We start from the raw sequence: 12,241 nt of genomic DNA, 5'->3' as shown, positions 1-12,241 counted from the left end.
TTAAATGATTGCCACGGGACTAGGCTTATTAATTGTGCTAAGGACGCTGTTTGTATACAGACCTATACATTCGGTGCTAGTTGATTTTAAATTTGAACCAAAATAGCCTAACTAGGGGACATTACGGTTATTTTGCTAGCTAAGAAGTGAGGGCCATGTTGGACCAGAACTTTGTCAGCTTCTCTTTCTTCAGATATACAACCTTTAGGTGAAATCTTAAAGATTCACCTAAAGGTTGAAAGCCAAAATGTTTGCGTTACTACTTGCAACAGTAGGAAACTATCACGGCTAAATTAGTGAAAGCAGCCGCACTCCAGCTACCAGGGACTGGGGATGCTTCCAGCCAAAGGACGGGCTTCCAGGTCCTCATCTGAAAATTCTAGATATGTAGAAACTAATCAGAGTCGGGGAAGACTAAAAATTCCCACAACAGGTAGAATCCGTGGTAGTCACAGTGTGGTTAAGGTTAACCATTAAGGCAGAAAAAGAGAAAGTCCAAAATTTCGGGCTTTCTCTTAATCTTTAAACGGATAATTTAATTATTAAGCTTAATCTTCATTAGAAGCAGTTTCCTCAGCCGAGCGCTTTTGAGCGTTGTGGTAGAAGATCCAGGCAACGGCACCGAAGAAGATCGGTCCGATGATCGTCCAGAAGGCGGTCATGTAGTCGTGATCCATGATGGGTTGCAGGCAGGTAAAACCGATCCCGCCGACCAAGATGACCAAAACCACCGCGACCACGGTATTGGTAAAGGTTCGATTCTTGTAAACGACGAATGGCCGTTCGAGGTCTTGACGACGTTTGAAGAATGGGAAGGCCCCAATCAAGAACAGGTAAGGGAAGGACGTTGAGACGTTCCCCATGTCAGTCAAAATCAGGTAGAACTCGTTGGCTGCGGAACCTCCGAAAGCAACTAAGAAGATGAAGACGGCAACCACGATGGCTTGTAGCCACATGGAGTAGGCCGGCATACCGACCTTGTTCAACTTGGTCATCTTCTTTGGCCACAGCTTTGGTGAAGACCCGATGATAAAGGACTTCAGTGGTGAGTAGACCAACACGAAGAAGGACCCTAAGTAAGCCATAAACATGCTTAACCCAGTTAGCCGAGCCAACCAGTGACCGATCGTTGCGGAAGTCACGGCGCTTAAGCCCATGGCCTTTCCTAAGACGAGTCCCAAGTTGTTCATCAGCACGTAGGTAATGTTTCCTAAGTTAACTTGGCTCTTGCCCAAGACGCTGCTCCAATTGGTGCTGATCCCCCAGAGGAAGATCGACAGGGAGTACATGATGGTAATGGCAATCGTAGAAATGATCAGGCCCTTAGGGAACGTCTTTTCCGGTTTGTCCATGCTATCCGTAATCCCACCCATAGATTCCATACCAGCGTAAGCGAAGACCGCGTACGTTACGAAGGACATGAGTGCCATTGGCGAGGAGAACTGTGGGTTTGGTGAGGAGATGAAGCTGTGAATCCCATTAATGGGTTCTGCCAATTGGCCATGACTTAAAATGACGATGACGATGCTGGCCACAAAGAACAGGGCAGTCAGGAACATCACGAAGATTCCACCCAATGAGGAAATCTTAGCGATGGAATTCACCCCGCGGGTCGCGAAGAACGTCACGGTCAAGATCCAAACAATACCGAGGAGACCGACTGTTTGTGTGGAACTGAGACCCAAAATCGACCAAGTCTGCGTCTGGTCACTCCCAGAAATTAACGTGGAAAGTGGAATCCAAACCTTGGTTGAGGTTGATAGCATCCAAATAATCCAGGATGACAACCAAATAAAGGTCCCAATGAAGGCCCATTTTTCACCGATGGAACCGGCCAACCAGGAGTAGATACCTCCTTTAGCTTCTTTAAATGCTGACCCGTATTCTGCTAGCATCATCGCACTAGGTAAGAAGAACAGTAAGGCGGCGAGAACGTACCAAATGATACTTGCGTAACCCATTTGGTCATAGGCGACTGTCGTGTTAGCGAAGCCGTAAATGGCCGTAAAGATCATCAAGATTAAATTGGATAATTTAATCTTTTTCTGGTTTTCCATTGTTTTATCTCCCATTTATTGGTGAAGCAGGTTCACCGTTAATTATAAATTGAGGTCTTGTTGATAGTTCAAAGGCCCTAAATCGGTGGCCTGAGTAATCAAGGTCGCCGCTAGCTCCCGGTAGCACCGAATTCCCAATGCGGCGTTCGCGGTAGCTTGTTGCGTTAAATAATGGCTAAGTTCCGGACCGGTCAGTTGTGAAGCGACCGCATCTGTATGTTGAACGGATTGTTTAAAGGTAATCCGCAAGTCCTTTTGAACAGCACTGACAGTTGGCCAAGCCTCGTGGTAGTGCGCATCTAACAGCACGCTGACAAGCTTGTAGACCCAGTAGGCCGATGCCGTATCGTAAGTGGCTGCGCCCAGGTGATAGGCGGCCGGGGTCTCATCGATGCCCGCGTAGAAGGGAACATAGACGCTTTGTGCGGCCACGCCCATCGCCAACCATTGAATGCCAGCTAGAGCAGGTGCCATGTTTGGTCGTAGCTGTAAGACGTGTGATTCCTGTGTTTTAGCCAGACTAATCGGCCGAAAACGGTGCTTTTGTTCGTCCGATCCCGCACCTATGGGATCATAAGGTGTTTCCTCGTAGTGACTGCTCAAGAAGGCCTGGGCGTCGTCTACGGCCAGTAAATGATCGGCGTATTGGATAAAGGGCAGTGTGAAGGATTGCGGTTCTTGTTGAACGGCCGGGGTCAAAATGTGTTGCCCATACCAGACCCGCGGGGTATTGTAATACAAGTCAGATTGATCCTGTGTCCCGAAAATCTCACGCCAAATGAAGCGGTCGCTGTGCGGATTCAGGTGATTATCAGCGACGAAGGCTTGCAGGTGACGGGCAAACATAAAGTTAGTTGCATCGTTAAAGTCGATAGCTTGAATAGCCATTTGATTGGCGATCACAGCGTAGCCATTATCTGGAATCCGTTGGGCGACCCAATAGTGGCCAGCACCCGTTTCCAGGTACCAGGCTTCCTGCTGGTCGGCAAATAAGATCCCGTTAGACTCGCTAGTTCCGTACAATTCGACTAACTGGCCAAGCCGGGCGACACCTTCACGAGCGGTCTTCACGTAAGGCAAGACGACGGTGACCATCGCTTCCTCACCGATACCGTCCTTGACTAAGGGGTCGGCACCCAAAACCCGTTCATTGGAATAGGTACTTTCAGTCGCGCTCATGGCCACACCGTATTCGTTGATACCGTCTTCCTCAAACAGACCGTATTTGTCGGTCCATTCAGGGGTTGCTGTGTATTTCGCAGCGTGGGTGGGCAAGGGCATGGTAAAGCCATTGTCCGTGCTGACAAATTGTTGGGGTGTGGTGGCCGTCTTAGTTGGATGAACGACGAAATGTTTGGGCCAAGCGGCCTTAGCATCTTCATTGCGGCCAATAATAACCGAACCATCCATGGTGGCTTTAGCGCCAATTAAAATGCTAGTACAAGCGGAATAGTTCATGGGAGCACTCCTTTCTCATTTTTTGAATAAAATTACAACCTCCATTCTAGCATGTTTGCTGGAGCGGGGAGCTAATTTCGGGGCAACTTTAATTATTTTGTTTATTATTCTCATAAAAGTAAATATTTATACATCATTATGCGGAAAATAGTGTATCCTTAGCTAACAAGGTCAAAGTTAAAATGAACGCTAAGCGCGTGCTTCCGCTAGTCATCGGCAGTCCGATGTGGTTAAATGATGAAAGCGGATTATTCGAGAAAGAGGCGAAAAATGAGAATTATGTTAGAAAATAAACGTGAGATGGGGAAGCATCTCTTAATTATGATTGCATCAGCGACAATTACGGCGCTTGCTCTGAATGAGTTTCTAGTTCCTGGAAAGATCTTCAGTGCTGGTATTAATGGGGTTTCACAGATTATTGCGACGCTGCTACAAATGGGGGGCATCCACCTGAGCACTGGGTGGTTTATCCTAATGTTTAACGTGCCAATTGGAATCTTAGGCTGGTTTAAGGTCGGCCGAGGGTTCACGATCTATTCGATTTTTGTGGCGGTGCTAACGTCGGTTCTGGCCATTGTGATCCCGGTCAATAACATCTCAAATAATCCGTTGCTGGCGGCGCTATTCGGGGGAATTCTGACTGGTGTTGGCGTGGCTTATCCGTTGAAAAATGGGTTCTCGACTGGGGGGATGGATATCATCGCCGTGGTGCTTGAGCAGACAACGGGGAGAACGATTGGGACACTCATGATGATGATCAATTTTAGTATCGTCATTTTAGCTGGGTTTCTGTTTGGTTGGCCAAGTGCTTTATACACGATTATTTCAATTTATGCAATGTCCCGAGTGGTTGACAGTATTCATACCGGCCATCAGAAACTGACGGCTTTCATCGTCACTACGCAGCAGGACGCCGTGATTAGTGAATTGAACAAGACATTGATTCGGGGAATTACGGTGATGCCCTCGTTTGGTGCCTACACCCGCAAGGACAGCGTCGTTTTGATGACGGTTATTTCGCGGTATGAACTTTATGTGTTGGAGCACGCGGTCAAGAGTATTGATCCGCATGCCTTCGTCAACTTAGTCAGCACCGTTGATATTGAAGGAAACTTCTATAATGAGCGGGAACAGTTGAAGTTACGGCAAACAACCGAACAAAAATAGGCGAGGGAATTGCCCCCGCTGGTATGAACCGGTATAATAACATTATTCACATAGAGAAGGGATCGAATTTAAATGCCAATTGTCAATATTGATTTAATTGCTGGTCGTTCACAAGACCAACTCAAGGCTTTAGTCCAAGACGTGACCGCTGCCGTTACCAAGAACACCGGTGCGCCCGCTGAACACGTCCACGTTATTTTACGCGAAATGCAACCTAACCGTTATGGTGTGGCCGGCGTTTTGAAGAGCGACGAAAAGTAAATTTTACAGAAAAACTTATAAACCGCCACCAACTCGACTATTTCGCTGTTGGCGGCGGTTTCATTTATAAAAAGAATTGGCGTAGCCGTCACTTTTAGGTATACTAGTAACAAGTGCGACATCACGGCAGAAAGTGGCCGTTGCTAACGAACGAATGAATGGAGAGTCGAACGATGAATGATCAACAATACATGATGGCAATTGACGAAGGGACGACGAGTACCCGGGCTATTTTATTCGACCGGCACGGCCAAATTGCGGGACAGGCACAACGGGAGTTTCACCAGTATTTCCCGCAACCAGGTTGGGTCGAACATGACGCCAACGAAATTTGGAACGCGGTGCAATCCGTCATTTCCGATGCTCTGATTGATTCGGACATTCAACCGTATAAGGTTCGGGGAATTGGAATCACCAATCAACGGGAAACCACGATCATCTGGGACAAGAAGACCGGTGAACCCATTTATCATGCGGTGGTTTGGCAATCCAAGCAGACCAGTGAAATCGCCGATCAATTAAAGGCTGATGGCTATTCTGAGGCTATTCATGAGAAGACGGGACTAGTCATTGACTCTTACTTCTCAGCCACCAAGATTCGCTGGATCTTGGACCACGTACCGGGTGCTCAGGAACGGGCGGAACAGGGTGAGCTTCTCTTTGGAACCATCGATACTTGGATTCTTTGGAAGCTGACCGGTGGCCGGGTCCACGCGACCGACTACACTAACGCCAGTCGGACCATGCTGTACAACATTCACGATTTGAAATGGGACCACGAAATCTTGGACTGGCTGAACATTCCAGCAGCCCTGTTACCGGAAGTGCACTCCTCGTCCGAAATTTACGGCTATACCGCGGGTTACACGTTCTCTGGGGTCCAAGTGCCAATTGCTGGGATTGCCGGTGATCAACAGGCCGCTTTGTTTGGGCAGACGGCTTTTGATAAAGGGATGATCAAGAACACCTATGGGACCGGGGCTTTTATCGTGATGAATACCGGTGAGGAACCCACGTTATCCCACAATGGCTTATTGACCACGATTGCGTATGGCCTCAACAATAAGGTGACCTATGCGCTGGAAGGGTCGATTTTCGTGGCTGGTTCTGCCGTTCAATGGTTACGTGACGGTATGCGCTTCTTCGAGCATGCCAGTGAGTCCGAAAAGATGGCCGTGGACGCGCAAACAACTGGTGATGTCTACGTTGTGCCTGCCTTTACTGGGTTGGGGGCACCGTATTGGAATCAAGAGACGCGGGGGGCTGTCTTCGGGTTGACCCGGGGCACCACGCGGGAGCAGTTCGTCAGAGCTACGGTCGAAGCCATTGCTTACCAGACGCGTGACGTGGTTGACACCATGACCAAGGAAACTGGACTGGACCTGCAATCACTTAGCGTTGACGGGGGAGCTGCGAATAATAACTTCTTAATGCAGTTTCAGGCCGATATCCTCAACACACCGATCAAACGGGCGGCCATCAACGAAACGACGGCCCTGGGTGCGGCTTACCTGGCCGGCCTTGCCGTTGGCTTCTGGCCCGATATGGCGACGATTCGGCAAATGCACGAATCGCGTGACGAGTTCATTCCCCAGATGGATGAACTGAAGCGTCAGCATTGCTACGCTGGGTGGCAAGCAGCCATCAAGGCGACGCAGGCGTTCCATCAAGAATAATTTAACTGAAGGTTGAAAGTCCCAAAACACTCATTATGACTGTTGTCACAACGATACTGGGTCTAAAATTAGGCAACGTTATCCAGCCATCGCCTTACCGGCCGGCAGATATGGGCTGGATCGGTGCGAACACAACTTGAAGCCTCGAAAGTACCGAGTCTCCAAGCTTGGTTTTCTACTAAGCCAGCAGAAAACCCACCTGCTGACTAAGTAGAATGACGCGCCTGAGCCTATATCTGCCGACCTCTCGGCTGACGTAGTTGTTCTGCGACAACATGGATCATGCCGCTACGAGCGCTATTGAATTATGCTTAAACCTTAGCAACCCCATGGGATTCAGTGCCTAGGATTGTCGAGCACAATCAGAGCCGGAGGAGGCCAGGGATGCAGCTAGCCGGAAGCCTGTCCTTTGGCTGGAAGCGTTCCCCACAGCAAGCGGAATCCATGGGACGGCCAACTTATTTATTGGCGCTATTGCCCTGTTGGGAAGTCTATTTTTCTTCAGTGACCGCCGCATTCGACTCAGAAGTCGGCTCACGGCTGGCATCGTCACTCTCTTTCTCGCACTGTCCTTATGCGTGCAACCGTTGGATCTACTATGGCACGCTGGCCAGTTTCCGGTCTGGTATCCATACCGGTTCTCATTTATCGTCAGCTTTTGGCTGATTTGGTTGGCCGCTCAGACGTTGACCAATGACTTTCAGCCCGGTTGGCTAGCAATTGCCATCGTCACGCTACTGGTCGCGGCTGGCAGTGCCTACGTGGTCCTCAATCTGAAAAAGTTTGCGTTTCTTTCCTGGAATCACTGGTATCCGGAGTGCGGCCGTTTTCACTAATTTAGCCGTGATAATTCCTACTGTCGCAAGCGTAACGCAAACATTTTGGCTTTCAACCTTTAGTAATTTAATTTATAAATGAATGGATCTTCTAGCATGTAGTGTGCTGGGAGATTTTTTGATTACTGCTAAAGCTTGAAAGTGATGCGCACAAAGCGGAGCCGGAGATGGCCGGGAATGAAGATAGCCGTGCCGACGATGTTAGTCAGTATTTCTTATCTGGCTTTCAGGTGGGCTAGAATCCCGTCCTTTAGCTGGAGGCAGTCTCCACAGCAACCGGCAAGCGGAATTGCTGGTAGTCGAAGGGCGATCATTTCAACTAGTTTAGTGGTGACAATCCTTACTCTTATGATAGTAGAAATTGTCATTAATAAGAGCTGCCGCAAGCTAACTGCCAAGAATTCCATCTGTTATAGGGGTGCTTCAATCTAAAAGAGCATCAATTTTCTCGTTCAGTTTGAAACTAGACGATTACCACTACAGGAATTCTTGGATTGCCGCATACTTTGATTTCCAGTCGATTTTACGGTAGCTGAGACAGGGTTGTTGGAGTAGGTGAGTTAGCAGGTCCTGCTTATCAGGCTTATCAAGGAAAAAGTAGGCACGTGGGGGTATAAACTTTGGGTCAATTTGGCGAAGCTGTTCGCGAGATAAGTGCGGCAAGGTCGCCACGGATTTGATAGGTAGCGCCACGCCTTGGTCCGCCAGATAAGTGGTCAGATTAGTAGTAGCGTCGGTTTGAAGTCGGGTATCAATCTGAATCAAGGTGGTAGTTGGTCGACTGATTGGTTGGCCGAAACTTAAGAAAAGCTGTAGGGCACCAGTGGAGCCAGTCGTGTAGACGAAGGCTTGAAAAGGATGTTGAAAAAACCGGCGTCGGTATTCGATGATTTTGCGACCGGACAGGATAGCCGCTGTCGGTTGTGGGTGCAACGACATGAGCAAGGTCGGCAACAGCGGATTGTAGTGAGCCTGGATTAGAGTCATTGGGAAATCTCCTTTTTTGTTCTTTAATAGCTGATAATCGGTATAGGGAAGAATACGTGAAGAATTTTACAAGCTGCGGTATACTATGCCCCAAAAGGAGGAATACGGTGATGGCAGTCTTTACGGATCAGCAAAAAATTGAGTTACTAAGTGATTTGGTGGCGATTCATTCGGTCAACGGCAATGAAGTCAAGGTGGCCCAATACTTGCAAAATGTGTTGGTCCAACACGATATTCAGGCAAAATTAATTTCCCTTAGTGAGGGACGGACGAACTTGATTGCCGAGATTGGTCAGGGAAGTCCCGTTTTAGGTATTTCCGGTCATATGGATGTCGTGGATCCTGGCGATACGACGCAATGGCACAGCGCTCCCTTTAAACTGACAGAACGTGATGGCCGGTTATATGGTCGTGGGGCTAACGATATGAAGTCCGGACTAGTTGCTCTGGTGGTAGCGTTGATTGAATTGCACGCCGTTGGTCAACCGCAACATGGCCGGATTCGGCTCATGGCGACCGTGGGTGAAGAAGTCGGTGAGCTCGGGTCCGCTGCTTTCTTTGATCAGGGTGCCATGGCCGATGTCGATGCGCTACTGATCGGTGAACCCACGGGTTATCACATTTTTTATGCACACAAGGGGTCCATGGATATTCGCCTATCGTCGCAAGGTAAGGCAGCCCACAGCTCAATGCCCGAGCTGGGGGCTAATGCTATTGATCCCTTACTGGTTATTTTAAATCAAGCCAACACGGCGTTTCGTGAAAGTGACCGGGCCAATGATTTGTTAGGCCGGTTAACGTTTAACACGACTGTCCTGCATGGGGGTGAGCAGGTCAATTCAATCCCTGCGACTGCTACGGCCGAAATAAATGTTCGAACGATTCCCGAATTTGATAATGCCGCTGTCATTGCAACCCTCCAGAACCTCGTTGACCAACAGAATGATCAGGGGGCACAAGTTACTATGGACGTTTTCATGTCTCAGTGGCCAGTAGAAGAACCGCAGGATACAGCTTTGAGCAACTTAGCTGCGAGCGTAGGCGAACCCTTTGCCGGCGAAACGATTCCCAAGTTAGCGTTACCAGCCGTAACCGATGCCTCCAACCTGTTGAAGAAAAAGGGTCACGAATTTCCATTCGTCGTCTTCGGCCCGGGGAACGAATCCGCCCATCAAATCGATGAGTACGTTGATCGCCAGATGTTTCTGGACTTTACACTACTGTACCAGAAGCTATTTGTAGCTTACTTGGAGCAAGAAAGTTAACAAAAATACCGCTACCCGCAAACTGTTTCATTGGGGTGGCGGCATTTCTTGTTTATTCTGCTAATTTTAAATAGTCTTGTAGGTAGGTTGCTAAGCCATCGTGGTCGTTGTCTAACGGTGTAATGTCGTTGGCTAATCCTTTGATGGTCGGGGTAGCATTTTGCATAGCGACGCCCCAACCGGCGTAATCGATCATAGCGGAGTCGTTGTGTTCGTCTCCAAAGGCAACAATGTTCTGGCGTTCAACGTGAAAATGGTGGGCAAGAACTTCGACACCGGTGGCCTTTTGTACCCCCTTGACGCCCAGTTCAACGACGGAGTTTGGTCCGCCCCAAGGTGCAGCGTCAACTTCATTACCAAAGTTGTGTTTAAGGTAGCTTAGCAGATGTTCCTGATGGCGCCGTTCAACGGCAACCGTTAAACTAGTCGGATTTTCCTGCAACGTTTTCTGGTTAAGAATCTGATTACTCTGCAAGACTGGCGGAAAGAAGCCAACCTCAACGGGGTGGTCGCGAACTGCGAGAAACATATGCTTACCTTCCGCGGCAATCATGTCGATGCCAAGCTCTTCGCGGTGCTGCAGGAGGTCGTAAGCGACTTCTTTGTTAATGGTGTATTGATATTCATCTTGCCAATAATGATGGGGGATGTGCCCCAGGCTACCATTAAAATTGATCATCGGTCCATCCAGATTTAATTCGTCATAGATGTCTTCGGAAATACGATTAGGTCGGCCGGTCACGATACTGACGATGTGGCCGGCTTCTCGTGCCTGGGCCAAAACCGATTTAGTCTTAGGGGAGAGCTGGGCGGCCGCATTTAAGGTCGTGCCGTCCAGGTCGATTGCAATTAATTTTCGTTCCATAGAGAACACCTCACAATTTATTTTATGGATTTAATTTTCTGAAAAGAAGCTAGCCTGTATAATTTACCATAGTTACGGTGAAAATGCGACTATTCCCCTTTAGCGGGTGGAGACTCGTTATAAAAGCGCGTATAATAAACGAGGCAAAACGGGTTTGACTCGTTACAGATGTATAGTACAAATAACTAATTGTAATTAACAAGATGGAGGAATAACGGTGAATCTACCTGATGACTTTATAACCAAGTATCGACGCTTATTAGGGGCAGAAGCGGATGCCTTTTTGGCCAGTTTTGATACGCCAAGTACCGCTGGCTATCGGGTTAATCCCGCCCATCACGATTTGCCAGCAACAATAACGGAGACGCCGGCAGTGCCCTATGCTAAATATGGTCATTATGGAACGGTCAGTGGACGAAGTTTGATGCACCAAAGCGGCGCTGTTTACAGCCAGGAACCGAGTGCCATGTTTGTTGGCGCCACCGCCGCACCACAAACCGGTGAGCGGGTCTTGGACCTCTGTGCGGCGCCTGGTGGAAAGACGACCCATTTGGCCAGTTATCTTTGTGGGACCGGTTTGCTGGTCACAAACGAAATCAACCGGAAGCGGGTAAAGGTTTTAGCCGAAAATGTGGAACGGTTTGGCGTCAAATCAGCTGTGATCCTAAATGATTCGCCTGATCGTCTCAGCCCCGTCTTTCCCGACTATTTTGACAAAGTACTCGTCGATGCGCCTTGCTCCGGTGAAGGCATGTTTCGAAAAGATCCAGACGCAATGTCTTATTGGTCATTGGATTACGTTGCGGATTGTGCGACTCGACAACGGGAAATTTTAACGGAGGCCGTTAAGATGGTCAAGCCGGGTGGTCAATTGATTTATTCGACCTGCACGTTTGCTCCCGAAGAAGACGAACAAATGATGGCGTGGGTCTTAAAAACGTTCCCTGACTTTCATTTAGTTCCCGTTACCAAGTCCGCGGGCGTCGTGGATGCACGGCCTGACTGGGCGGATGGTAATCCGGAACTCGCTAAGGCGGCCCGGTTATTTCCCCACTTGATGCAGGGAGAGGGTCACTTTGTTGCAAAGCTAGCACGTGATTCGGGTGAAGACCGGACACCCCACGGGCGAGCTAAGCTGGGGACGTCACTGACTAGTGACCAGCGAAAACTGTGGCAGGAGTTTGCACGGACCGTGTTGGGCCATGCCGTTTCTGGCCAGATGATCACCGTCAAGGACCAGCTCTTTGCCGTACCGGACGATCTACCGGACTTGAAGAAGTGTCATATTTTCCGGCCAGGATTACATTTGGGAACGTTTAAGAAGAACCGTTTTGAACCGTCCTACGCCTTAGCCTTGGCAAGTGCGGATGTGCCAGTGAGTCAGACACTCGCCATTACTGACGATCAATGGCGAGCATGGGTCCATGGTGAAACGTTTACGCTAGATATGACGCCAGAAAAAGGGTGGTATCTGCTGACGTGCGGCGAACAACCAGTCGGGTTCGGAAAAGTCGTTGGCCAGACCGTGAAGAATTTCTTCCCTAAAGGGCTGCGGTTCACGGTTTATGATAATTAAAATAGCTTGTTAATAGGGTTCTACAATATCTGTTGTTGGTAATAGATTTTTATCTATTAATGATGACAGATTTTTTGTTTATCATTAGAATAA

Annotated in this window: 10 protein-coding genes; 6 read left to right on the top strand and 4 right to left on the bottom strand. The window is 48.7% G+C overall.

Features of this window, described 5'->3' with window-relative positions; genetic code table 11:
• Positions 1-548: 548 nt before the first annotated feature.
• Together yjeM and EKM89_RS06645 are read right to left on the bottom strand one after the other, a co-directional pair.
• Positions 549-2,057 (bottom strand): glutamate/gamma-aminobutyrate family transporter YjeM, encoded by a 1,509-nt coding sequence (yjeM, locus tag EKM89_RS06650; RefSeq protein ID WP_125686904.1) that lies wholly within the window; start codon positions 2,055-2,057, stop codon positions 549-551.
• Between the two features lie 42 nt (positions 2,058-2,099).
• Positions 2,100-3,515, bottom strand: a complete 1,416-nt coding sequence (locus tag EKM89_RS06645; protein WP_125686902.1) for a C69 family dipeptidase — start codon at positions 3,513-3,515, stop codon at positions 2,100-2,102.
• Positions 3,516-3,794: 279 nt separating this feature from the next.
• Between EKM89_RS06645 and EKM89_RS06640 the strand changes: the two genes are divergently transcribed.
• The 4 genes from EKM89_RS06640 to EKM89_RS06625 all read left to right on the top strand — a co-directional run bounded on the left by EKM89_RS06640 (position 3,795) and on the right by EKM89_RS06625 (position 7,455).
• Positions 3,795-4,682 carry a YitT family protein gene (locus tag EKM89_RS06640; protein ID WP_125686993.1) on the top strand — a complete coding sequence of 296 codons (888 nt, stop codon included), beginning with the start codon at positions 3,795-3,797 and terminating at the stop codon, positions 4,680-4,682.
• Between the two features lie 72 nt (positions 4,683-4,754).
• Positions 4,755-4,943: a 2-hydroxymuconate tautomerase gene (locus EKM89_RS06635; RefSeq protein WP_048736130.1), complete on the top strand. Its 189-nt coding sequence runs from the start codon at positions 4,755-4,757 to the stop codon at positions 4,941-4,943.
• Positions 4,944-5,116: 173 nt separating this feature from the next.
• Positions 5,117-6,619, top strand: coding sequence for a glycerol kinase GlpK (gene glpK / locus EKM89_RS06630; protein ID WP_125686900.1), 1,503 nt, complete (start codon positions 5,117-5,119; stop codon positions 6,617-6,619).
• A 413-nt stretch (positions 6,620-7,032) separates the two neighbouring features.
• Positions 7,033-7,455: a YfhO family protein gene (locus EKM89_RS06625; RefSeq protein ID WP_318530994.1), complete on the top strand. Its 423-nt coding sequence runs from the start codon at positions 7,033-7,035 to the stop codon at positions 7,453-7,455.
• A 477-nt stretch (positions 7,456-7,932) separates the two neighbouring features.
• On the opposite strand, the gene EKM89_RS06620 is transcribed toward EKM89_RS06625, so the two are convergent.
• The gene (locus EKM89_RS06620; RefSeq protein WP_125686899.1) at positions 7,933-8,442 is read right to left on the bottom strand and encodes a hypothetical protein; all 510 of its coding nucleotides are present in this window, start codon (positions 8,440-8,442) and stop codon (positions 7,933-7,935) included.
• A gap of 110 nt (positions 8,443-8,552) precedes the next feature.
• Here EKM89_RS06620 and EKM89_RS06615 point away from each other — a divergent pair, with 110 nt between their 5' ends.
• The gene (locus EKM89_RS06615; RefSeq protein ID WP_125686897.1) at positions 8,553-9,707 is read left to right on the top strand and encodes an ArgE/DapE family deacylase; all 1,155 of its coding nucleotides are present in this window, start codon (positions 8,553-8,555) and stop codon (positions 9,705-9,707) included.
• A gap of 52 nt (positions 9,708-9,759) precedes the next feature.
• Here EKM89_RS06615 and EKM89_RS06610 read toward each other — a convergent pair whose 3' ends face one another.
• On the bottom strand, positions 9,760-10,572 hold the full coding sequence (locus EKM89_RS06610; protein ID WP_125686894.1) for a Cof-type HAD-IIB family hydrolase: 813 nt from the start codon (positions 10,570-10,572) through the stop codon (positions 9,760-9,762).
• A 217-nt stretch (positions 10,573-10,789) separates the two neighbouring features.
• Here EKM89_RS06610 and EKM89_RS06605 point away from each other — a divergent pair, with 217 nt between their 5' ends.
• A complete protein-coding gene (locus tag EKM89_RS06605) occupies positions 10,790-12,148 on the top strand; it encodes an RsmF rRNA methyltransferase first C-terminal domain-containing protein (RefSeq protein WP_125686892.1) in 1,359 nt (452 codons plus the stop codon).
• Positions 12,149-12,241 lie beyond the last annotated feature (93 nt).

The sequence above is a fragment of the Levilactobacillus fujinensis genome, from assembly GCF_003946335.1.
Classification (GTDB): domain Bacteria; phylum Bacillota; class Bacilli; order Lactobacillales; family Lactobacillaceae; genus Levilactobacillus; species Levilactobacillus fujinensis.
The sequence above is the reverse complement of the archived record's forward strand: the minus strand, read 5'-3'. Positions and strand labels throughout refer to the sequence as shown.